Genomic DNA, 22,524 nt, shown 5'->3' on the forward strand with positions numbered 1-22,524 from the left:
GGGAGGCGGAAATTTCACAATTTCAGTCCCCGGATCTCTGCCTGGAGGCGCTCCAGAAACCGCGCCGCGGGGATGCCGTCCAGCTGGGTGTGGTGAAACTGGAAGGAGACGGGGAGCTCGGTCCGCAAAAGCCTCTTCCGGTACCGTCCCCAGATCAGGAAGGGGTTGTTGTAAACGCCGGCGTAGATGTTCACCGCGCCGTCTATGTCGTATTGGGCCAGGGCGGAGGTGCCGATGACCATATAGTCCTCCAGGTCGTGGGGGCGGCCGGTGCCGCGCACCCGCTCGGTGAGGGCCAGGTAGTCCCGCTCAAACTGCTCCAGGTCCTGGGAGAAGGGAATGTCGCAGGTGCTGATCCCGCCGCCAGCGGCAACGACGGTGTTCACCGCGATGCGGTCGTACTGGATCAGCTTGTCCCCCGCCGGCAGCAGGTAGAGCTCCTCTGTCCGAAAGGCCGCCGCGCCGATGCACCAGCACATGAGCATGTTGAATTTGCGGCCGCGCCTGCGGCTGAGCCTTGCCAGGTTTGTGACGTCCAGGGTTTTGAAAAGCGTCACCATGGGCATGGGGGCGTTCATCCACAGGGCAAACGCCTCGGCGCGGCCGGTCTGGCCGGGATCGATCTCTCTCATTGTTCAACACTCCTCTCAAAAATCGGAAATTGTACCGCATTGTACCACGGAAGTTCCCGCAAATCAAGGATGAGGCCCCGGCCCGCTCTCTTTTGCGCGGGCCGGCCCGGGGTTTGGCGGGCGCGGGGGAGCTTGACATTCCGCCCTGTTTTGTGGTATTATTTTCTTGTTCCCGGGAAGTTTTCTGACCGGCGGACGGTAAAATTCATTCTGTCGTTCTGGCAGCGAGGCATGAGACCCGAGCTGTAAGAGGAGAGAGGTGGCGCGGGGGCTCCCGCGTCCTGTCAGGTTATGCCACACCCCTCCGCCAAACGGCGGAGGGGTGTTTTAGATTTCAGGAGAGGAGGGACTTGTATGGAGACCCGGGTGGCTTTGATCGCCGTCATCGTCCGCCAGGGCGGCGCCGTGGCGGAGCTGAACGGCCTGCTGCACCAGTACGCAGAGCATATTATCGGACGGATGGGCGTACCCTATCCGGCGAGAGGCGTCAATGTCATCAGCGTTGCCATGGACGCGCCGGCGGATGTGATCTCGGCGCTGTCCGGCAAGCTGGGGCGGCTCCCCGGCGTGACGGCCAAGACGGTGTACGCGCCGGAGGCGGCGCTGCAATAAAAGACTGCGCCCGCCCTTTTGGGCCCCCGCGCGAGCCCGGCGGCTGCGCAGCCCCTGGCAGCTCTGCCGCTTAGGGATGCGGCGCGCCCCATGCGGGTAAGCGGGCCGGACGGGGAGAGGAGCGGAACATAAGCGGTATTTCCTCCGACGAGACGCCGGGGCGCGGCCTCGGCAACAATCAGAAAAAGAGGCGTTCATCATGAAACTGTATCAAAGAATTATGTCCTTGTCCCTGGCGATCCTGCTCCTTTTGTCTCTGGCCGCCTGCGGCCAAAGGCCGGACATTCCGGATACGTCCTCCACGGCCCCGCAGGGCGATGCGCAGGAGCTGGTTCCCACCGACCCTCCGTCTCCCCCGGAAGCTGTCCAGACCCGGTTCGCCGCCCTGAAGGGCCCCACCGCCATGGGACTAGTCCATCTGATGTCCACGCCCGGTATTGGTGAGCACTGGACGTTCACACTGGCGGGCTCCGCCGACGAGGTGACCCCCGCTCTCATCAAGGGGGATTTGGACGTGGCCTGCGTCCCGGCCAACCTGGCCTCCGTGCTCTACAACAAGACGGAAGGCGGCGTTGTGTGTCTTGCCGTCAACACCCTGGGCGTGCTCTATATTGTGGAAAACGGGGATGAGATCCAGTCCGTGGCAGATCTTGCGGGCAAGACCATTGTCTCCGCCGGCAAGGGCTCCACGCCGGAGTACGGCCTGCGGTATCTCCTCAGCGAAAACGGCGTCGACCCGGACAAGGATGTGACCATCGACTGGAAGAGCGAGCACAGCGAGTGCGTGGCGGCCCTGGCCTCCGGGGCGGCGACGGTCGCCATGCTGCCCCAGCCCTTCGTCACCGCGGCCCAGAATAAGCTGGAACACCTCCGGGTGGCTCTGGACCTGACGGCGGAGTGGGACGCTCTGGACAACGGCTCTGCCATGATCACCGGCGTGGCGGTGGCCCGGCGGGCGTTTGCAGAGGAGCACCCGGAGACCGTGGAGGGCTTCCTCCAATACTACGCCCAGAGCGTGGACTGGGTCAACGGCAATCCCGCCGAGGCCGCGGAGCTGATCGCGGCATACGGCATTATTGAGAGCGCCGCCATTGCGGAGCAGGCCCTGCCCCACTGCAATATCGTCTGCCTCACAGGACAGGAGATGTATGAAAAGCTCTCCGGATATCTCCAGGTCCTCTCTGAGGCGGCCCCGGAGGCCGTGGGCGGAGCGCTTCCCAGGGACGACTTCTTCTATGGCGCGTAAAAGCGGCCTCCGATTGCGGGCTGTGGCTTTTTGGCTGCTGGTGTGGCAGCTGGGGGCCATGGCCCTGGCGGCGGCCTATCCCCACGGGGGACTGCTGCTGGCCTCGCCCCTCGCCTCCCTTTGGCGGCTGGGGGAGCTGGCGGTCACCGCCGCCTTCTGGCGCGCCGTGGCCTGGTCCGCCTGCCGCATCCTGGGGGGCTTTCTGCTCTCCTGCCTGACAGCGGCGGCGCTGGCGGCGCTGGCGGCCCGGTATCCCTTGGCGGAGGAGCTGCTGGCCCCCCCAACGGCGGCGGTGAAGGCCACGCCGGTGGCCTCCTTCATCATCCTGGCCCTGGTGTGGCTGGACAGCCGCCGCCTGCCGGTGTTCATCGCCTTTTTGATGGTGTTCCCCACGGTGTACCTGAACCTGCTGGAGGGCATCCGGCAGACGGACGGGAGGCTGCTGGAGATGGCCCGGGTGTTTCACGTGCCGCCTGTCCGGCAGCTGTGGGGAATCTACCTCCCCCAGGTGCTGCCCTACTTCCGCTCCGCCGCCTCGCTGGGGCTGGGCCTTTGCTGGAAGGCGGGGATCGCGGCGGAGGTCATCGGCCTGCCCGCCGGGTCCATGGGGGAGCGGCTGTACACCGCCAAAATCTACTTCCAGACGCCGGACCTCTTCGCCTGGACCGCCGCCGTTGTGGCGGTGTCGGCAGTCTTTGAGCGGCTCTTTTTGAAACTGGTGGACGCGGTTGCGGGAAAGGCGGCGGCGTGATGGAGATTCGGGTCAACCATCTTTGCAAGTCCTACAACGGCGCATCGGTGCTGCGGGACGTGACGTTCACAGCGGGAGACGGCGTCACCTGCGTCATGGCCCCCTCCGGCTGCGGCAAGACCACGCTGCTGCGCATTCTGCTGGACCTGGAGACGGCGGACAGCGGCACGGTGTCCGTCCCGGAGGGCTGCCGCTGGGCGGCGGTGTTCCAGGAGGACCGGCTGCTGGAGCAGCTGGACGCCGCCGGGAATCTGCGGTTCATCCTGGGGCGGGAGTACGACGGCGCCCGGGCCGCCGCCGTGCTGACGGAACTGGGCCTGGGAGATGTGGGCGGCAAGTCCGTCCGGGCGTTTTCCGGCGGCATGCGGCGGCGGCTGGCGCTGGCCCGGGCCCTGCTGGCGCGGAGCGACGCCTTGGTCCTGGACGAGCCCTTCGCCGGATTGGACGGCGAGACCCGGCAGCGGGCGTGGAGCTGCATCCTCCGCCGCAGGGGGCAGCGGCCCGTCCTGCTGGTGACCCACGACGAGGAGGACGCGGCGGGCCTGGGGGCGCAGATCGTCCGCCTGGCCTAAAAGGAAAGGGGAGGCGCCGGCCTCCCCCTTCCTTTTTGATGTATGAGCCTCAATAGCCAAAGAGCATGGACCGGCTGATGTCCGCCAGCGTGCGGGCCCCGCACATGGACATAGTGTCCGCCAGCTCCGAGCGGAGCTTTTCCACGTAGAGCCTGACGCCCTCCGCGCCGCCGCCGTAGACCATGTTCACGAAGGGGCGGCAGATCAGCACGCCGTCGGCTCCCAGGGCCAGGGCCTTGAACACGTCCATGCCGGAGCGGATGCCGCCGTCCACCAGGACGGTCATCTTCCCGCCCACGGCGTCCGCGATGGCGGGCAGGACCTCGGCGGTGGCGGGGCACTGGTCCAGCACCCGGCCGCCGTGGTTGGACACCACGATGGCGCTGGCCCCGGCCTCCAACGCCTTTTTCGCCCCGGCCACGGTCATAATGCCCTTTAGGATGAAGGGCCGCTCCGCCCAGGCGGCGATCTGCCGCAGCTCCTCCACGGTCTTCCGGCCGGCGGGGGGCTCCATCTTCTGGAGGAAAGGCAGGCCCGCCGCGTCGATGTCCATGGCCACGGCGATGGGGTTCGCCGCCTTCACAAGCTCCAGCTTCTCCTTTACCAGCTCCATGTTCCAGGGCTTGACGGTGGGCACGCCGCAGCCGCCGCATTTCGCCAGCACCTCCGCCGCAGAGCGCATGACGTCGTGGTTCTGCCCGTCGCCGGTGAAGGCGGCGATGCCGGCCTCCGCGCAGGCGGGGACCAGGATCTCGTTGTACTCCAGGTCGTTGTACTTGTCGCCATAGTGCATGGTCACCGCCCCCACGGGGGCCGCGAACACGGGCAGGACCAGCCTGCGCCCGAACAGCTCGCAGCTGGTGTCCACGGGCGCGTTTTCGCAGATGGTGTCCATGTTGACGCACAGCTCCTGCCACTTCTGGTAGTTGCGGATGGCGCCGGTGCCCAGGCCCTTGGCCCCGGGGCCGGGCATGGTGTTTTTGCAGGCCAGGCCGTTGCAGACGGGGCAGGATTTGCAGTAGGGCCCCATGCAGGTGCGGCTGGCCGCCAGGACTTCCTGATAGGTCATTGTAGTTTCCCTCCAAACAGTAAATTATGGAATCCATTTTACCCGCTTTTCGAAAAAAAGGCAAGCGGAGAACAAAAAGGTCCCTTTTGAGAAAAGTGTTGCCGAAGTATCACTTTGTCAGTTTCTACAAAACCAGGTTGATGCAGTGATAACTGTGTGCTATAATCAGCTCAGCAAATCGAAAGTTGCGGAGGGAGATATGGAAAAACTTTCTGTATTGTTAATGTCAGTGTTGTTAATGATAGCTGCCATTGTCTGTGCCTTATTTTCAGATAAAATAGATACGGCAGTAAAAGGGGATAAACAGGTTAAAAAAGTGATTGCCGTATTCAGTGTGGGAGTATTATTGGTTTGCACGATTGCTATTATTGCAAGTATTTTATCGTGAATATCCAAATCGAAAATCGTAATTTTATCGAGCAGTTACATGTCTGTATAGGGTAACTGCTCGCTTTAGATATTTTGACGAATCATTTTGCCAGATGGCGTTGAGAAACACCAATCTGAAAAGGGAGGCAAAAAGTCTCTCCTGCGGCGGCTGATCCTGCCGGAATTGAATCGAGGCCGCGTCTATGGTAGACTGGATAAGAGAGCCGTATCGCTGCGCGCCGGCGGGCGGTACGGAGAAAAGCCGCCTGCGGTGGCGGATGGGAGGCCAATGATGCCGGAAGAGTGTTTGATCTGTAAGGCGCCGCTGGAGTATCTTGCGGCGGACACGCTAATGGAGTGCGCCGTTTGCGGCAGGCGGGAGAACAGCAAGACCCGGTGCCTGAGCGGGCACTACGTCTGCAACGAGTGCCACATGAGCGGGCTGGACGCCATCACCGGCCTCTGTGCGGCGGAGACCTCCAGGGACCCCGCCGCCGTCCTCCAGAGGATGATGGACCAGCCCTTCTGCCATATGCACGGACCGGAGCACCACGTGATGGTGGGTGCCGCCCTTCTGACGGCGTATCGGAACGCCGGCGGCGGGATCGATCTTCCCGCCGCCCTGGCCGAGATGGTGCGCCGGGGGAAGAGCGTCCCCGGCGGGGCCTGCGGATTCTGGGGGGCCTGCGGGGCGGGACTCAGTACAGGGATGTTTGTATCCATTATCTCCGGGTCCACGCCCCTGGCGGAGGAGCCCTTTGCCCTGTCCCACCGGATGACGGCCCGGGCGCTGGGGAAGATCGGGGAGATTGGCGGGCCCCGGTGCTGTAAGCGGGATTCCTTTTTGGCGGTTCTGGAGGCGGTGGATTTTGTGGAGGAGCATTTCGGCGTCAAAATGGAGCGGTCTGAGATCGTGTGCGGCTATGCGGCCGGAAACCGCCAGTGTGTTGGAAAGCGGTGCCCGTTCTCTAGGGCGAATCGCTGAGAGGCGCATGGAAAAAGTTATGAAAGGCCGAAACTTTTTTCATCCGATTCCGTCTATATAGGTAAGAGCGCGTATGGAAGAGCGGAAAAGAGAAGCAAGGGAGGTCTACAGCATGAAAAAGCGCATTGGAGGCATATTCCTGGCCACAGTATTGGTGTTGTCCCTGCTCACCGCCTGCGGCGGCAGTGCCGGGGGAAGCAGCGGGAGCAAGAACTCCGCCGCCGCGGACATGGCTCCGGCGGCCGCGGAGGACAGCGGCGGCACGGAGTACGGCTTTACGGGGGAGTCCGTCTCTGCGGGCGGGGCGGATGAGGACGTCCTGCGGGACGCCAAGATGATCCGCACCGCCAATCTGGAGATGGAGACCACCGCCTTTGACGAGGCCGTGGAGGGCCTGGGCCGCCTGACGAAGGAGATGGGGGGCTATTATGAGAACAGCTCACTGCGCACCGGCGGCAGCGGCTACCGCTGGGCGGACTACACCATCCGCGTCCCTGCGAAGAACTATGACGAATTCCTCTCCCGGGCCGGAGCGCTGTGCAGCCTGACCTGGCGCTCCGAGAGAGCCGAGAACGTGACGGAGGCCTATTACGATACGGAGGGCCGCCTGAAAACCCAGCAGATCAAGCTGGAGCGGCTCCAGGAGCTCCTCAGCCGGGCGGAGGCCATGGAGGACATCATCACCATCGAGTCCGCCATCTCCGAGACGGAGTACCAGATCGAGAGCCTCTCCGGCACCCTGCGCCATTACGACGCCCTGGTGGACTACGCCACCGTCAGCGTCAATCTCCAGGAGGTCTACAAGCTCTCCAGCATGGAGGAGGCCCCAAACAGCTTTGGCGCCCGGATGAGCGCCGCTTTCACCGCCGGCGGGGCGGCCTTCGCCTCCGGTGTGGAGAACCTGGTGGTGGGCCTGGCGTATATCTGGATGTGGCTGCTGGTGCTGGCGGTGATCGTCGCCGCCGTGATTGCCGTCCTGCGGCGGAAGCGCGGCTCCACCCTGCCCGGGCGGGAAAAAACGGATGACACGGTGCCGAAAACCTGATAAAATTGAGAGAGGCGGAGCGCCCGCCTCTCTCAATTGATTTACAAGGAGGACTTGCCATGAAGCTTACCTGGCTGGGCCACGCCTGCTTTTTGCTGGAGCGGGACGGCTATACCATTTTGCTGGACCCCTATACCGGCGTGGAGGGCTACCCGCCCCTGCGCGCCGCCGCGCACCAGGTCTTTTGCAGCCATCAGCACTTTGACCACAACGCCGTGGACCGGGTGGAGCAGCTGCCCGCCCGGGAGTGCCCCTTTGCCGTCCGGGAGGTCCCCGCATTCCACGACGATCAGGGCGGCGCGGCGCGGGGGGAGAACACCATTCGGGTCTTCTCCGCCGGCGGCGTGTCCGCGGCCCATCTGGGGGACCTGGGACACCAGCTCTCGGCGGAGCAGGTCGAGGCCATCGGCCCCGTGGATCTGGTGATGGTCCCCGTGGGCGGCACCTACACCGTAGACGCCGCCGGGGCGAAGCGGGTCTGCGAGGCCCTGGCCCCCAGGTGGGTCGTCCCCATGCACTACCGCCATGCCCCCTACGGCCTGCCCAACGTGGGCGGGGTGGAGGATTTCCTCTCCCTGTGGCGGCCGGAGCAGGTCCGCCGTCTGGAGGGGCCCTCCCTGGAGCTGCCCCTGCCGGAGCCCGGCGTTTGGGTGCCCCAATTTGTATGACGCCAAAGAAGGGCGGCCCGGCGTTGCCGGGGCGCTCGGGCTGCCGAAAAACGGTCAAAAAGGCCACGGATTAAAGGAGGAGCACGAGGGGGCGGCGCCCGCCTCGTATGGGATCAAATGTCTGTAAACGGCTGCTTCGCAGACGTTTGCGGAGCGAAGCGACAGATTTTCCAATTGCCGTGCGATTGGAAAATCGAGACATCAGCAGGCTGTGGGGAAAGTCCTTGCGGACTTTCCCCACAGCCTGGAGCGGCCCGGCACAAAGCCGGGCCGCTCCTCTTTTTTATACGGGTCCAAATACGCAAAGAGCTGTAAAGCAGGCCCCCTCGGGGCCCAGGCCCTCCACGCGGCAGGTCTCTCCCTCCCGCAGGCCCAGGAGCCGCAGCTCCTCCCCCAGGGTAGCCTCCTTGCTGTAATTGATGTAGAACTCCCGGGGAATGCGCTCCTGGAGGTCCTCCGGCAGGCAGTCCCACACGATGTCCCCGTAGTTGGCGCTATATACGTGGCCGTTGCCGTCCAAATCGGACCAGCGGATGCGCCGGACGCCCAGTTCCTCCGTCCCCTCCCGGGGCAGGACGATCTTCCGGGGCTCCGGGCAGTCGATCTCTTTGGGGCAGACGGTCAGGGGCTTGGCGGTGAAGGAGCCGGGGCGCAGGATCTTCCGCGTCACCGGGTCCACCAGAATCCAGTCGCTGCGGATGGAGGCGCACAGCCGCCCCTCCTGGTCCGCCATCTCGTACACACGCTGCATATGTGCCCCCTTGACGCCGTTTTCCCAGGTGGTGATGTCCAGCACCTCCCGGGCCCGAGGGCAGCGGTGGATCTTCACCGCCAGGCGGGAGAGGAGAAACGCCTCCCGCATCTCCAGCAGCCTCTCGTGGGTCAGGCCCCGGGCGTCGTAGTCGTAGCCGGCGTAGTTGGCCGCCTTGCGCAGCAGAGCGGAGACCCGGGCATTTTTGTTCCGGTCACAGTCGGCAAAGGTCAGCTCTTCCTGGCGGAAATAGCCGTTTTCCATCAGCTTGGTCTTGAAAGAATCCACGGTGGTTCAGACTTCCTTTTCTCGTTTGTTGATAGGTGCATCATACCACAAATTCCGCAATTTTACAACCGGGCCCTGGAAATGGAAGCGCCCAGCCGCACATTTCATCATCCGCGATTTTAATTTTGCGGCTGCGGCTTTGCAGGGACAGAGCCCGGCCTATGCATAAAATCTGCGATGAGGACACTCCCCACTGGAAATTTGTTCCGCCCTCACGCGCCCAGCTCCGACAGAAGCTCTTCCAGTACGGTGAGCACGTCGGCGCACTGCCGGGGGAAGCGCTCCCGAAGAGCGGGGGCGGCGGAGGCCATCAGCCAGGGGATGCCGGCGGCCTCCAGCATGGGCACATCGTTCCAGTTGTCACCGAAGGCCATGGCCTCCGCCGCCTCCACGCCCAGGGAACGGCACAACCCCCGCAGGCCCGTGCCCTTGTCCGAGAGGGTGAAGTCCAGCCAGATGGGCCCTGCCTCCGCCATGTGGAACCGCTCTCCCCATCGCCGGCCCAGGGCCTCCGCGGCGGCGGCGGGACTGGGACAGCAGGCGGAGACCTTGATAATGTCCTCCCGGATGTCCTCCGCCCACTCCACCGGCTGGACCAGATTGCCGGTCCAGCTCCGGAAGTCCCGGACCAGCTGCTCCGGCCAGCGGGGAAGGTAGGAGATGTTCTGGCCGGAGACCAGGGCGTGGGACTCCGGCAGGGCCATGATGTCCCGGGTCAGGTCCAGGGCCTCCTGCCGGGGCATGGGGGTTTTGGAGAGGACGGGGGCCGTCTCCTCTGTGCCGGGACCGAAGACCACGGCGCCGTTCTCACAGAGGAAGCAGACCTCGTCCGCCGCCGGGGCGAACAGCTGGCGCAGGGAGTGGTACTGCCGCCCGGAGGCGGGACAGAACAGCACTCCGGCGGAGCGCAGGCGGCGGATCAGGCCGAACAGGGCGGAAGGCAGGGCTGTCTCCCCGTAGGAGAGCAGGGTGCCGTCGATGTCGCTGGCGATGAGCTTGACCATGGAGCAAGACCTCTTTTCCAATATTACCGCATTTAACCATACCACAAACTCCGCTCTGTTTCCACTGTGCAATTGACAGAAATTTTTCCGGTTTTGTGCACTTTTTTCAAGATTCGTGCCGTCAAACGCCGGAGATCCGCCCCGCCGTCAAAATATACGGGCGGGCGGTTCTCCATTGCGGATCACCGCCCGATAGATGTAAATTGACGCCGCGGATTTTCAAACAAGACCCAATCCTGTTTTTGCGAGATATTCCAAAACATCGGAAAAATCCGTATCTTGTACGGTGTGATTCTCGTGGTCACAAAAAACGATTTCCTCTTTGCACCTGCCGCCTTCCATGCGGAAAGCATAATAGTCCCCGCATCCGTTGTCCGCCATGAAAAGCAGATCTTTTCTGATGGCTGGGTTGTGATTGAGAATAAAAAAACAGCTGTTTTTGTCTAAAGAATAGATATTTGCGTACCCAAAATAGCCGCCGCCAAAATGCAAGAGAAACTGTATGTATTTTTCCGGTAAGACAATTTGATATTGTCTTTGGAAAGCCACCGCTTCTTCCGCCGTTGGAATCCGGTCATGCTCCAATTCAAAAAGCAAAGGATTTTTTGCTTTTGCCGTTTGAACGGTTTTCTCAAATGCCTCAAAATCAATAGCGGTCCATCACTCCAATTCCAATTTGCCGGGCTGACTATAGCATAGGCGCGAATCCTGTTCAACTCGTTTCCCTGAAATCGGCGGAACTTTGGCCGGCGGCATCCAACGGAACAGGGACAAAACCAAAATCTCGGCCGGACACGTCCCCTCCTGCTTTTCCGCTTGCGCCCCACGGGAATCAATAGTATAATAAACCGATTATACCTGATTTTACAGAAGAGGAGGGCCGGTATGAGAAAGCTGACGGCGGGAATCCTGGCCCATGTGGACGCGGGCAAGACCACGCTGTCCGAGGCCCTGCTCTACCGGGGCGGCTCCATCCGGAAGCTGGGAAGAGTGGACCACGGGGACGCCTTTTTGGACACGGACGCCATGGAGCGTCAGCGGGGAATCACCATCTTCTCCAAGCAGGCGGTGCTGCCGCTGGAGACCGTGGAGGTCACCTTGCTGGACACCCCGGGCCACGTGGACTTCTCCGCCGAGGCGGAGCGGGTGCTGCGGGTGCTGGACTGCGCCGTTCTGGTCGTCAGCGGCGCCGACGGCGTGCAGGCCCACACCCGGACCCTCTGGCGGCTGCTGGAGCGGTACGGGGTTCCGGTGTTTTTGTTTGTCAACAAGATGGACCTGGCCGGGGCGGACCGGGCGGCCCTTCTGGCGGACCTGAAGGGGAAGCTGGACAGCGGCTGTACGGACTTCTCCCTGCCGCCGGAGGATTTGGCGGAGGAGGCCGCCGTCTGTGACGAGGCCGTTCTGGAGCGCTATCTGGAGACCGGAGCGGTGCCGGAGGCGGAGCTGACGCGGCTGATCCGGGAGCGGAAGCTGTTCCCCTGTCTCTTCGGCTCCGCCTTGAAGCTGGAGGGCGTGGACGAATTTCTGGCGGCGCTGGAGCGGTACGCCCCGTTGCCGGACTACCCGCCGGAATTCGGCGCCCGGGTATTCAAAATCGCCCGGGACAGCCAGGGGACCCGGCTGACCTACCTCAAGGTCACTGGCGGAACGCTGCGGGTGAAGGACCTCCTCACCAACCGCCGCCCCGGCATGGCGGAGGAGCGGATCTGGTCGGAGAAGGCGGACCAGATCCGGATCTACTCCGGCGCCAAGTTCCGTTCCGTGGAGGAGGCCCCGGCGGGCGCCGTGGCGGCGGTCACGGGACTGAGCCGCACCCGCCCCGGGGACGGCCTGGGCTTTGAGGACGCCTGGGCCGGGCCGGTGCTGGAGCCGGTGCTGGCCTACCGTGTGATTTTGGAGGACGGCACGGACCCCCACACGGCTCTGGGGAGGCTGCGGCAGCTGGAGGAGGAGGACCCTCAGCTCCACATCGTCTGGAGTGACGGCGAGATCCGGGTCCAGCTGATGGGCGAGGTGCAGCTGGAGGTCCTCCAGCGCCTGGTGCGGGAGCGGTTTGGCATGGAGGTCTCCTTCGGCAGCGGGTCCATCCGCTATCGGGAGACCATCGCCGCCCCGGCGGTGGGCATCGGCCACTTTGAGCCCCTGCGGCACTACGCCGAGGTCCACCTGCTGCTGGAGCCCGGAGCCCCGGGCAGCGGGCTTGTGTTCGCCTCCGCCTGCCCCACGGACGTGCTGGACCTGAACTGGCAGAGGCTGATTCTGACGCATCTTGCGGAAAAGGAGCACCTGGGCGTGCTCACCGGGTCTCCCATCACGGACATGAAGATCACCCTCCTCACCGGCCGGGCCCATGAGAAGCACACCGAGGGCGGGGACTTCCGCCAGGCCACCTACCGGGCGGTGCGCCAGGGCCTGATGCAGGCGGAGAGCGTGCTGCTGGAGCCCTGGTACGACTTCCGCCTGGAGCTGCCCAGCTCCCAGGCGGGCCGGGCCATCAGCGACATCCAGCGGATGAACGGCGAGACCGCCCCGCCGGAGACGGCGGGGGAGGAGACCGTCCTCACCGGGTCCGCCCCCGTTGCGGCCATGGGGGATTACGCCAGAGAGGCGGCGGCCTACACACGGGGGCTGGGGAGGCTGTCCTGCTTTCCCGGGGGATACCGCCCCTGCGGAGAGGCAGAGGCGGTGATCGCGTCCGCCGGCTACGATCCGGAGCGGGACGTGGAGAACACGCCGGACTCCGTATTCTGCGCCCACGGCGGCGGGTACGCGGTGCCCTGGCATGAGGTGCCCGCCTGCGCCCACCTGGACAGCGGCGTCCGGCTTGATCCGCCAAAGGAGCGGACGGAGGAGGTCCAGCGCGCCCGGCAGAGCATGGACTATGCCGGAACCATCGAGCAGGACAAGGAGCTCCAGGCCATCTTCGAACGGACCTACGGTCCGGTGAAGCGCAGGGCCTTCCTCCCGCCCAAGGAGTCCCGGCGAACTCCCGCGGCGGAGCAGGCGGAGCGGCGGACCGTGCCCGAGCGGGACAGCGGGCCGGAGTACCTGCTGGTGGACGGCTACAATATCATCTTCGCCTGGGACGAGCTGAAGGACCTCGCCCGGGACAACCTGGACGCCGCCCGGAAGCACCTGTGCGACCTGCTGTGCAACTACCAGGGCTATCAGAAGTGCCGGGTTATCGCGGTGTTTGACGCCTACAAGGTCAAAGGCGGCCTGGGCTCTGTGGAGAAGTACCACAACATCCACGTGGTATATACTAAAGAGGCGGAGACGGCGGACGCCTATATTGAGCGGGCTACCTACGAGATCGGGCGGAAGCACCGGGTAAAGGTGGCCACCTCCGACGGGCCGGAGCAGCTGATTATCCTGGGTCACGGGGCCCTGCGGCTGTCCGCCTCCAGCTTCCGCGAGGAGATGGAACGGGTCCAGGGGCAGATTGCCGCCGCCCTGGGCCGCAACAACCAAAAGATCAGGACCGGCGCGGTGCGCTCCGCCATGGAGCGGGCCCAAAACGCCGGAAAAAAGGAGGAGCCGCCATGCTGACCACCATCTGGATCGCCGCCGCCGTGCTGTTTGCCTGTACGGCGGCCCGGCGGGCTCTCTGCCGCCCCGGCCGCCGGGAGACTGTCCACTGGGGCGGGCGGGTCCGCCTGACGGCTTTGTGGAACGGCGGCGGGGCCTTCGGCCTGCCCGTCGGGCGCGGCACGCTGGCGGCCCTTTCCGCGCTGGCGCTGGCGGCGGTGCTCCGCTGCCGGAAGCGGGCCCCCGCGGCGGCGGGTCTGATTCTGGGCGGCGGGCTCAGCAACCTGTGGGAGCGGCTGCGGCATGGCCGGGTGTACGACTACCTCCGATTCCCCAAGGCCCCGGGACCTCTGGGGCGGTATGTCTACAATCTGGCGGATCTGGTCCTTTTCCTGGGAGCGGCGGGGCTGCTGCTGGGCCGCCGCCGCCGGTAGGCAGGCCCGCTCCGTCCGGCAGCAGGTATGCCGGGAGCATCCCGGGCGGTGGATTTTTTCGTGATTACGAGGTTGACATAATGGTGTGGAAAACTCTGTGGAAAATGTGCAAAACCCAATGGCGGCAGGCATTTTGCCGGGTGACAGGCCTGTTATGAAAAGATTTGCGTAAGAACATTTTCTCGAAAAAAGAAAATCTTTTCCGGGAAAGGGCGGGAAAAGCAGACTCCGGCTGCGGGAATACTTGAACCCGCGGAAAAACTGTGATATAATAACCAGAAATGGCGGTTCTGCCGGATTTCGACCCTTTTTTCGCCTCCGGCGGGGCGGCTCGCGAGACGGCTTTTGACGGGCGCGGGGACTGCTGTTCCAGATACTGGTATTTTCAGGGCGGACAACGCCCTTTTTTGGAGGGCCTATGGCATCGAAAAAACAGGATTACGGCAATGAGAGTATTTCGTCCCTCAAGGGCGCGGACCGGGTTCGGAAGCGGCCCGGCGTCATTTTCGGCTCCGACGGCCTGGACGGCTGCGAGCACGCGGTATTTGAGATTTTGTCCAACTCCATCGACGAGGCCCGGGAGGGCCACGGTACGTCTATCACCGTCACCCGGTACGCTGACCACAGCGTGGAGGTGGAGGACGCCGGCCGGGGCTGCCCGGTGGACTGGAACGAGAAGGAGCAGCGGTACAACTGGGAGCTGGTGTTCTGCGAGCTGTACGCCGGCGGCAAGTACGACAACGAGGGCGGGGACAACTACGAGTTCTCCCTGGGGCTCAACGGCCTGGGCTCCTGCGCCACCCAGTACGCCTCGAAGTACATGGACGTCACCGTCTGGCGGGACGGCTTTGAGTACAGCCTCCACTTTGAGCGGGGCGAGATTGTGGGGGAGCTGGGGAAAAAGCCCCTGCCCAAAAATCAGAGCAAAAAGACCGGCACCCGCACCCGCTGGCTGCCGGACCTGGACGTGTTCACGGACATCGCCATTCCGGCGGAGTACTTTGCCGGCGTGATGAAGCGCCAGGCGGTGGTGAACGCCGGCATCCGCTTCCTCTTCCGGGACGAGACGGCGGAGGGCTTTGATGAGACGGAGTTCCTGTATGAAAACGGCATCTCCGACTATGTGGCGGAGCTGGCCGGGGAGGGGGCCCTGACGGCCCCCGTCTTCTGGCAGGCGGAGAAGCGGGGCCGGGACCGGGCGGACAAGCCGGAGTACAAGGTGAAGCTCAGCACGGCTGTCTGCTTTTCCAACAAGGTCAACGTGGTGGAGCACTACCACAACTCCAGCTGGCTGGAGCACGGCGGCAGCCCCGAGAAGGCCAGCAAATCCGCCTTCGTCTCCGCCGTGGACAAGTACCTGCGGGACCAGGGGAAGTACCAGAAGAACGAGAGCAGGATCACCTGGGCGGACGTGGAGGACTGCCTGGTGCTGGTCTCCAACAACTTCTCCACCCAGACCAGCTACGAAAACCAGACGAAAAAGGCCATCACCAACAAGTTCGTCCAGGAGGCCATGACGGAGTTCCTGCGGTCCAACCTGGAGATCTATTTCATCGAAAACCCCTTTGACGCAGAGAAGATCGCAGGACAGGTGCTCCTGAACAAGCGCAGCCGGGAGAAGGCCGAGGAGGCCCGGCTGAACATCAAGAAGAAGCTCTCCGGTTCCATCGACATCGCCAACCGGGTGCAGAAGTTCGTGGACTGCCGCACCAAGGACGTGGAGCGCCGGGAGATCTACATTGTGGAGGGTGACAGCGCATTGGGCAGCGTGAAGCAGGCCCGGGACTCGGAGTACCAAGGTATCATGCCCATCCGGGGCAAAATCCTGAACTGCCTCAAGGCGGACTATGCCCGCATCTTCAAAAGCGAGATCATCACGGACCTCATCAAGGTCTTGGGATGCGGCGTGGAGGTGCAGAACAAGCACGTGAAGGACGTGTCCTCCTTCGACCTCAATAACCTGCGCTGGAGCAAGGTGGTGATCTGCACCGACGGCGACGTGGACGGCTTCCAGATCCGCACGCTGGTGCTGACCATGCTCTACCGCCTGACGCCCACGCTGATCCGGGAGGGGTACGTGTATATCGCGGAGACGCCTCTCTTTGAGATCAACTGCGGGGAGAAGACCTGGTTTGCCTACTCCGACAAGGAGAAGAGCGACATCGTCAAGGAGCTGGAGGGGAAGAAATACAAGATCGACCGCTCCAAGGGCCTGGGTGAGAACGAGCCGGATATGATGTGGCTGACCACCATGAACCCGGAGACCCGGCGGCTGATCCGGGTGATGCCGGAGGACGTGGAGCGGACGGCGGCGGTGTTCGACCTGCTGCTGGGGGACAATCTCCAGGGCCGGAAGGACCACATCGCGGAGAACGGGTATAAGTATCTGGAGATGGCGGACATCTCGTAAGGGAGGATGGGGCCGCATGGGGGGTTTCGCCTTTGCGGTGGGTCTTCCGTGTGGGATCGCGCTTTTGAGCCGGGTGACAGAGATGATTTGAGGAAGCGGATATTTCATGAGAGATCTGCCGGGAAGAAAACCGATGCGCCTGCGCGGATATGATTGCGGCAAACCGGGGCATTATTTTGTAACGGTCTGCACAGCTGTGCGGGGCCAGGATATTTTGTCGGCCGTCCATGTAGGGGCGGGCTCTGTCCCGCCCCGCCTTCCGGACCTGCCTGCTGTTCTCCTGTTACTGTTTTGACACCCATCGGCCAGGTGGTGGAGGAATCAATTCTCGGGATTTTGCAGCGGTATACCGGGGTGGAAATTGATACCTATTGTATTATGCCGGACCATGTGCATTTGCTTTTGGCCATGACGGCAGATGTGGATGGGACCAGTGAGACGGGGCGGGACAGAGCCCGCCCCCTACAAAATATCATTGGTGCCATGAAGTCATATACGGACCGGCAATATCGGATTTTGAGAAGGCCCTCTGAGAAAAAATTGTGGCAAATCGGTTACTATGACCACATCATCCGAAATGACGAAGATCTGCAGATCACCCGCCAATACATCCAGAACAACCCCCTGAAATGGATTTGGACCAAGTCCCATAGCGGGGAAGCGCGCGGCCTATGAGACCTCCGGTCCGCCGGTCCGCTGGCCGGCCATCAGGCGCAGGCCCAGCTGCAGGCCCAGGGCGAAGGCATCGCTTCCCCACAGCATGCAGAGGCTGTCCAGCTGGTCCCGCAGGAGGATCTGCCGGTCCGGGCCGCTGCAGGTGATGATCGCCTGCTTGAGTTCATCGGCCTCTTTTTCCACCTGGATCAAGGGCTGGGCGCAGTGGTCATACAGCCATTCATAGGTTTCGTTCATAGCTGTTCCTCCCGATGCGTTGATGAGTATAGTATACAAGAAAAAATTCATGTAGTCAACACTATACTTGAATTTTTTCTCGCATCCTATTAAAATAAAATGGGGGATGCCTTTATGAAACATTCGGAAAGAATTTTGAAAATTATAGAAGAGAGAAAGATTACCGGGTATAAGCTGGCAAAAGAAACCGGTATTTCTGAAAGTCTGTTCAGCAAATGGAGAGAAAAACCCTCCTCAAAAATCGCCTCCCAGAATCTCGAACTGATTGCGGATTATTTAGACTGCTCCGTAGACTACCTCCTGGGCCGCACAGACAACCCCGAAGTGAACAAGTAAAGGAATCAGAATCATATGCCGAAGAAGAAAACACCCAACGAAAACAAGCCCAAGGTCACAAACCCCAACGTCCTGGGCCTCCACGCCGCCGTGGTGGAGCAGTCCATCACCGACACCCTGGAGACCAACTATATGCCCTATGCCATGAGCGTCATCGTCTCCCGGGCCATTCCGGAGATCGACGGCTTCAAGCCCTCCCACCGCAAGCTCCTCTACACCATGTACAAGATGGGCCTTTTGACCGGCGCCCGGACCAAGTCCGCCAACATCGTGGGCCAGACCATGCGCCTCAACCCCCACGGCGACGCCGCCATCTACGACACCATGGTGCGCCTCTCCCGGGGCTACGGCGCCCTGCTGACTCCCTTTGTGGACTCCAAGGGCAACTTCGGCAAGTGCTACTCCCGGGATATGTCCTGGGCCGCCCCCCGGTACACCGAGGCGAAGCTGGCCCCCATCTGCCAGGAGATCTTCAAGGACATTGACAGCGACACCGTGGACTTTGTGGACAACTATGACAACACCATGAAGGAGCCGGCCCTGCTGCCCACCACCTTTCCCAACATCCTGGTGTCCGCCAACACCGGCATTGCCGTGGGCATGGCCTCCCAGTTCTGCGGGTTCAATTTGAAGGAGGTCTGCGATACCGCCGCAGCTTACCTCAAAAACCCGGACTGCGACCTGACGGAGACCCTCCTGGCCCCGGATTTCCCCACCGGCGGCGAGCTGATCTGCGACCCGGCGGCCCTGAACGAGATCTACAACACCGGCCGGGGCAGCGTGAAGGTCCGGGCCAGGTACCGCTATGTCAAAGAGGAGAACCTCATTGAGATCTACGAGATCCCCTACTCCACCACCACCGAGGCCATTATCGACAAGGTGGCGGAGCTCATCAAGGGCGGAAAGGCCAGGGAGATCGCCGACATGCGGGACGAGACGGACCTCTCCGGCCTCAAGCTGGCCATCGACCTGAAACGGGGCACGGACCCGGATAAGCTCATGGCCAAGCTCTACCGCCAGACGCCCCTGGAGGACTCCTTCTCCTGCAACTTCAACGTGCTCATCGCCGGGCAGCCCCGGGTCCTGGGGGTCCGGCGGATTCTGGAGGAGTGGACCGCCTGGCGCACCGACTCCGTCCGGCGGCGGGTGTACTTCGTGCTGCAAAAGCGCAGGGACAAGCTGCACCTTCTCAAGGGCCTCAAGCGCATTTTGCTGGACATCGACAAGGCCATCAAGATCATCCGGGAGACGGAGGAGGAGGCCGAGGTCATCCCCAACCTGATGATCGGCTTCGGCATTGACCAGATTCAGGCGGAGTACGTGGCGGAGATCAAGCTCCGCAACATCAACAAGGAGTATATCTTAAAGCGGGTCAACGAGACCGCCGCCCTCCAGGACGAGATCGAGGACCTGGAGGACATCCTGAACAACCCCAGGCGGGTGAAGAAAATCATTGTGGAGGAGCTGAGCGCAGCGGCAAAGAAGTACGGCGAGCCCCGCCGCACCTCCATTGTCTACGGCCACGAGATCGCGGTCTACGACGAGACGGAGCAGGTGGAAGAATACCCCGTCCACCTCTTCCTCTCCCGGGAGGGGTACTTCAAGAAGATCACCCCCCAGAGCCTGCGGATGAGCGGCGAGCAGAAGTTCAAGGAGGGCGACGGCCTCCGCCAGAGCTTCGAGGCCACCTCCGGCGCGGAGATCATGTTCTTTACCAACCAGTGCCAGGTCTACAAGACCCGTCTCAGTGAGTTCGACGATTCCAAGGCCAGCGTCCTGGGGGACTACCTGCCCTCCAAGCTTGGCATGGACCAGGGAGAGAGCGTGGTCTACGCCGTGCTGCCCGGGGCGGACTACGCCGGGGCGCTGCTGTTCTTCTTTGAAAACGGCAAGGCCGCCCGGGTGGACCTGACCGCCTACAAGACCACCTCCAACCGCCGCAAGCTCACCGGGGCCTACTCCGACAAGTCGCCCCTTTGCTGTATCTGCCGTGTGGACGAGGATCTGGAGATGGCGGTGTACTCCACGGAGCCCCGGTGCCTGATCTTCCACACGGCCCTGCTGGCCCCCAAGACCACCCGCTCCACCCAGGGCGTGGCGGTGATGAACCTGAAGCCCAAATACCGCCTGGAGGCGGTGAAGCCTCTGGAGGAGACGGGGATTTCCAATCAGAGCCGCTACCGGGTGCGGGCTGTCCCCGCCGCCGGGGCATTGCTGCGGCAGGAGGACAGTGAGGAAAAGCAGATCGGGCTTTTGGATGAGGAGATGAATTAACGGGATATTTAGAGCCGAATCCCCAATAATTCGCACGCATCCTGCCCGCGTCTTTTCCGCCTTGCGGGCTGTTTTTCTGCCGGGCGGGCGGTCTGCCTGCAAAAAAACGCCTCGTCAGGCGAAAATCCGGCGGCGCGGTCTGCGATTCTATTTTGAGATCGGCTCTCAGGAGGATTGAATGAAAAAATTTCTGCGGATCTATGGAATCACCTTTGCGGGATCTCTGCTGTTTTCCCTGGCGTTCAGCGCATTTTTTGAGACCAACCAAGTGGGCATGGCCGGCATGACCGGCCTGGGTCAGGTCATCAATGTGTTCCTGCCCCAGATCTCCGTGGGCGTGATTGTATTTGTACTGAATGTGCCCATCTTTCTGGTGGGCTGGAAGCTGCTGGGATTCCATCTGCTGGCCTCGTCGTTGTTCTCCATGTTCGTCACCTCCGCCGCCATGGACGCCTTTACGCGGCTGGGAAATTTTTCCGCCATGGACCCCATGCTGGCCTCCCTCTGCGGCGGTGCGCTGATGGGGCTGGGCCTGGGCATGGTGTTCTCCCAGGGGGCCACAACCGGCGGCACGGACATCATCGGCCGCCTCTTAAAGCTGAAATTTCCCTGGCTGCCTTTGGGCAAGCTGGTGCTGGTACCGGACCTGGCGGCCCTGGTGCTGGTGGCCGTCGCCTTCGGCCGCCTGGAGGCGGCGCTGTACGGCGCGGTGGCCATGTTCGTCTCCAGCCAGGTGACGGACACCGTGCTCTACGGCCTGGACAGCTCCAAGGTGGCCTATATCATCTCAGACAAGTGGCAGGAGATCACCAGGACGCTGATGGACCGTCAGGGCCGGGGCGTCACCATCCTCCAGGGTGAGGGAGGCTACACCGGGGACGAGAAGCGGGTGCTGCTGGTGGCCTTCAAGCAGCGGGAGATTGTGGACATCAAGCGGCAGGTCCACGAGCTGGACCAGGGGGCCTTCCTCATCGTCTGCGACGCCCGGGATGTGCTGGGCGAGGGCTTCGGCAAGTACCGCCAGGACGAGATCTGACGGTCATCCATTACATACTTTGAGAGGGGAGCGCGCTATGGGAACATTTGACACTGTAAAGAGGAATCTGGAGGCCCGGGGCTACGCCGTGCGGGTGTTCGGCACCGGGGCGGAGGCCGCCGCTTATCTGGATCAGGCCATTGACGGCAGAACCGTGGGCTTCGGCGGTTCGCTGACCCTGGATCAGCTGGGGCTGTATGACGCCCTGGGAAAGCACAACACCGTGGTGTGGCACTGGAAGCAGGAGGCGGCGCCGGCCCGCCGGGAGGCCATGTTCACGGACGTGTACCTCACCTCCGCCAACGCTCTGGCGGAGAGCGGGGAGATCATCAATATCGACGGCATCGGCAACCGGGTTGCGGCCACGCTGTTCGGCCATGAGAAGGTGTATTTCGTCATCGGCCGCAGCAAGCTGGTTCCCACCTGTGACGAGGCCCTGTGGCGGGCCCGGAACATCGCCTCGCCCAAAAACGCCCAGCGGCTGGGGAAAAAGACCCCCTGCGCCGTCAAGGGCGAGCGCTGCTACGACTGCAGGAGCCCGGAGCGCATCTGCCGGGGACTGGTGACGCTGTGGGGCCCCATGATGGGCATGGAGGCGGAGGTCCTGCTGGTGGACGAGGACCTGGGACTGTAACCGAAAAATGAGAGGGGGGGGACGGCCTGTGAAAAAGTGCTGCGTACTGCTGATGGCGCTGTGTCTGCTGGCGGGCTGCGCCCCCCTGCTGGAGCGGGAGTACAGCACCGTGGAGCCTCACAGCAGCAAGTTCTGGGAGAGCGAGGCCGCCGGCACTCTGCGGGCGGAGAACTATCAGGACATTGTCAACGACCTTCTGATCCTCATCGGCCAGCACACGGAGACGGCCACGCTGCGGCTCTATAACGTGGACAACAAGCTCCAGGCGGCGGACCTGCTGGAGCGTGCCACGGTGGAGGTCCAGCAGGAGACGCCCATGGGGGCCTACGCGGTGGAGTATATCACCTCCTCCAGCCAGGCCCAGCGGGGCTACTACGAGGTGGAGCTCCAGATCAGCTACCGCCGGACGCTGGAGCAGATTCAGGCGGTGGTAAACGCCACCAGCCCGGAGGCGCTGTACGCCCTGCTGGATACGGCTCTCACCGAGGAACGGACGGAGCTGGCGGTGCGGGTTGGCTACTGGAGCCCGGAGAACGGCCAGACCCAGGTGGAGGAGGCTCTGGCCCGGGTGCGGGAGGAGCGGGGCCTGCTGGAGCGGCCTATGTGGCCGGTGCTCTACTATCCTGCCGGCGGCCCGGTGGGGCTGATCGAGTTTCTTCTGGACCAGGAGGTGCCCCCGGAGGAGACGGAGCCTGTAGACGGTCAGGCGGAGCTGGAGGGAGAGCCGGGGGAGGAGCCGCCGGAGGAATCTGTGGAAAATGAAGAAAAAATTGGTCTGGAGGGTTGACAAAGAGGGAGGGGGCTGTTATAATACTCTTTGTTCGCGGGCATAGCTCATCTGGTAGAGCGCCACCTTGCCAAGGTGGAGGTAGCGAGTTCGAGCCTCGTTGCCCGCTCCAGAGTGAAACAGGACATCCGGTTTGGATGTCCTGCTTTTTTGGTAGAAGGCGAACTCGATACCTCCG

General features: G+C 62.9%; 23 protein-coding genes and 1 tRNA gene. 18 read left to right on the forward strand and 6 right to left on the reverse strand.

Translation table 11 applies throughout. From position 1 onward, the window contains the following. Positions 1-14: 14 nt before the first annotated feature. Positions 15-632 carry a CatA-like O-acetyltransferase, family 2 gene (locus C816_RS01255; RefSeq protein ID WP_016320584.1) on the reverse strand — a complete coding sequence of 206 codons (618 nt, stop codon included), beginning with the start codon at positions 630-632 and terminating at the stop codon, positions 15-17. Positions 633-986: 354 nt separating this feature from the next. Between C816_RS01255 and C816_RS01260 the strand changes: the two genes are divergently transcribed. From C816_RS01260 to C816_RS01275, 4 genes are all read left to right on the forward strand, one after another. Beyond that, entirely contained in the window at positions 987-1,244 is a 258-nt protein-coding gene (locus C816_RS01260; protein ID WP_016320585.1) for a TM1266 family iron-only hydrogenase system putative regulator, read from the forward strand. Between the two features lie 199 nt (positions 1,245-1,443). Continuing rightward, positions 1,444-2,490, forward strand: a complete 1,047-nt coding sequence (locus C816_RS01265; RefSeq protein ID WP_016320586.1) for an ABC transporter substrate-binding protein — start codon at positions 1,444-1,446, stop codon at positions 2,488-2,490. Beyond that, positions 2,480-3,241 carry an ABC transporter permease gene (locus C816_RS01270; RefSeq protein ID WP_016320587.1) on the forward strand — a complete coding sequence of 254 codons (762 nt, stop codon included), beginning with the start codon at positions 2,480-2,482 and terminating at the stop codon, positions 3,239-3,241. The genes C816_RS01265 and C816_RS01270 overlap by 11 nt, the downstream gene beginning before the upstream one ends. After that, the gene (locus tag C816_RS01275; RefSeq protein WP_016320588.1) at positions 3,241-3,813 is read left to right on the forward strand and encodes an ATP-binding cassette domain-containing protein; all 573 of its coding nucleotides are present in this window, start codon (positions 3,241-3,243) and stop codon (positions 3,811-3,813) included. Before C816_RS01270 ends, C816_RS01275 begins: the two co-directional genes overlap by 1 nt. 49 nt (positions 3,814-3,862) lie before the next feature. On the opposite strand, the gene C816_RS01280 is transcribed toward C816_RS01275, so the two are convergent. Further along, complete coding sequence (locus tag C816_RS01280) at positions 3,863-4,882, reverse strand: alpha-hydroxy-acid oxidizing protein (RefSeq protein WP_016320589.1); 1,020 nt, start codon at positions 4,880-4,882, stop codon at positions 3,863-3,865. Positions 4,883-5,081: 199 nt separating this feature from the next. On the opposite strand from C816_RS01280, the gene C816_RS01285 reads away from it, so the two are divergent. From C816_RS01285 to C816_RS01300, 4 genes are all read left to right on the forward strand, one after another. Next, on the forward strand, positions 5,082-5,270 hold the full coding sequence (locus tag C816_RS01285) for a hypothetical protein (RefSeq protein WP_016320590.1): 189 nt from the start codon (positions 5,082-5,084) through the stop codon (positions 5,268-5,270). A gap of 288 nt (positions 5,271-5,558) precedes the next feature. Further along, the gene (locus C816_RS01290) at positions 5,559-6,236 is read left to right on the forward strand and encodes a DUF5714 domain-containing protein (protein ID WP_371254341.1); all 678 of its coding nucleotides are present in this window, start codon (positions 5,559-5,561) and stop codon (positions 6,234-6,236) included. Between the two features lie 112 nt (positions 6,237-6,348). Continuing rightward, positions 6,349-7,281 (forward strand): DUF4349 domain-containing protein, encoded by a 933-nt coding sequence (locus C816_RS01295; RefSeq protein WP_016320592.1) that lies wholly within the window; start codon positions 6,349-6,351, stop codon positions 7,279-7,281. A 59-nt stretch (positions 7,282-7,340) separates the two neighbouring features. After that, positions 7,341-7,949 carry an MBL fold metallo-hydrolase gene (locus C816_RS01300; RefSeq protein WP_016320593.1) on the forward strand — a complete coding sequence of 203 codons (609 nt, stop codon included), beginning with the start codon at positions 7,341-7,343 and terminating at the stop codon, positions 7,947-7,949. Positions 7,950-8,232: 283 nt separating this feature from the next. Here the strand turns inward: C816_RS01300 and C816_RS01305 are convergent, their stop codons facing one another. The 3 genes from C816_RS01305 to C816_RS01315 all read right to left on the reverse strand — a co-directional run bounded on the left by C816_RS01305 (position 8,233) and on the right by C816_RS01315 (position 10,589). Next, on the reverse strand, positions 8,233-8,988 hold the full coding sequence (locus tag C816_RS01305; protein ID WP_016320594.1) for an acyl-[acyl-carrier-protein] thioesterase: 756 nt from the start codon (positions 8,986-8,988) through the stop codon (positions 8,233-8,235). Between the two features lie 212 nt (positions 8,989-9,200). Continuing rightward, positions 9,201-9,992, reverse strand: coding sequence for an HAD family hydrolase (locus tag C816_RS01310; RefSeq protein ID WP_016320595.1), 792 nt, complete (start codon positions 9,990-9,992; stop codon positions 9,201-9,203). 219 nt (positions 9,993-10,211) lie between these two features. Then, positions 10,212-10,589 (reverse strand): SMI1/KNR4 family protein, encoded by a 378-nt coding sequence (locus C816_RS01315; RefSeq protein WP_040654518.1) that lies wholly within the window; start codon positions 10,587-10,589, stop codon positions 10,212-10,214. 288 nt (positions 10,590-10,877) lie between these two features. Here C816_RS01315 and C816_RS01320 point away from each other — a divergent pair, with 288 nt between their 5' ends. The 4 genes from C816_RS01320 (at position 10,878) to C816_RS24105 (ending at position 17,042) form a co-directional block, all read left to right on the forward strand. Further along, positions 10,878-13,544 carry a translation factor GTPase family protein gene (locus tag C816_RS01320; protein ID WP_016320596.1) on the forward strand — a complete coding sequence of 889 codons (2,667 nt, stop codon included), beginning with the start codon at positions 10,878-10,880 and terminating at the stop codon, positions 13,542-13,544. Then, on the forward strand, positions 13,538-13,957 hold the full coding sequence (locus C816_RS21450; RefSeq protein ID WP_016320597.1) for a signal peptidase II: 420 nt from the start codon (positions 13,538-13,540) through the stop codon (positions 13,955-13,957). Before C816_RS01320 ends, C816_RS21450 begins: the two co-directional genes overlap by 7 nt. Positions 13,958-14,375: 418 nt before the next feature. After that, the gene (locus tag C816_RS01330; protein WP_016320598.1) at positions 14,376-16,367 is read left to right on the forward strand and encodes a DNA gyrase/topoisomerase IV subunit B; all 1,992 of its coding nucleotides are present in this window, start codon (positions 14,376-14,378) and stop codon (positions 16,365-16,367) included. A gap of 291 nt (positions 16,368-16,658) precedes the next feature. After that, positions 16,659-17,042, forward strand: a complete 384-nt coding sequence (locus C816_RS24105; RefSeq protein WP_016320599.1) for a transposase — start codon at positions 16,659-16,661, stop codon at positions 17,040-17,042. On the opposite strand, the gene C816_RS01340 is transcribed toward C816_RS24105, so the two are convergent. Continuing rightward, the gene (locus tag C816_RS01340) at positions 17,037-17,279 is read right to left on the reverse strand and encodes a hypothetical protein (protein WP_016320600.1); all 243 of its coding nucleotides are present in this window, start codon (positions 17,277-17,279) and stop codon (positions 17,037-17,039) included. The two genes, C816_RS24105 and C816_RS01340, sit on opposite strands and share 6 nt — an antisense overlap. Positions 17,280-17,393: 114 nt before the next feature. On the opposite strand from C816_RS01340, the gene C816_RS01345 reads away from it, so the two are divergent. The 6 genes from C816_RS01345 to C816_RS01370 all read left to right on the forward strand — a co-directional run bounded on the left by C816_RS01345 (position 17,394) and on the right by C816_RS01370 (position 22,458). After that, positions 17,394-17,615, forward strand: a complete 222-nt coding sequence (locus C816_RS01345) for a helix-turn-helix domain-containing protein (RefSeq protein ID WP_016320601.1) — start codon at positions 17,394-17,396, stop codon at positions 17,613-17,615. A 15-nt stretch (positions 17,616-17,630) separates the two neighbouring features. Then, positions 17,631-19,889, forward strand: coding sequence for a DNA gyrase/topoisomerase IV subunit A (locus C816_RS01350; RefSeq protein ID WP_016320602.1), 2,259 nt, complete (start codon positions 17,631-17,633; stop codon positions 19,887-19,889). Positions 19,890-20,067: 178 nt separating this feature from the next. Beyond that, entirely contained in the window at positions 20,068-20,925 is an 858-nt protein-coding gene (locus C816_RS01355; RefSeq protein ID WP_016320603.1) for a YitT family protein, read from the forward strand. A gap of 37 nt (positions 20,926-20,962) precedes the next feature. Continuing rightward, positions 20,963-21,559 carry a lactate utilization protein gene (locus C816_RS01360; RefSeq protein ID WP_016320604.1) on the forward strand — a complete coding sequence of 199 codons (597 nt, stop codon included), beginning with the start codon at positions 20,963-20,965 and terminating at the stop codon, positions 21,557-21,559. Between the two features lie 28 nt (positions 21,560-21,587). Further along, positions 21,588-22,346 (forward strand): hypothetical protein, encoded by a 759-nt coding sequence (locus C816_RS01365; protein ID WP_016320605.1) that lies wholly within the window; start codon positions 21,588-21,590, stop codon positions 22,344-22,346. A 36-nt stretch (positions 22,347-22,382) separates the two neighbouring features. Next, a tRNA-Gly gene (locus C816_RS01370) sits at positions 22,383-22,458 on the forward strand. Positions 22,459-22,524: the final 66 nt, after the last annotated feature.

Source organism: Oscillibacter sp. 1-3 (assembly GCF_000403435.2).
Lineage (GTDB): Bacteria > Bacillota > Clostridia > Oscillospirales > Oscillospiraceae > Oscillibacter.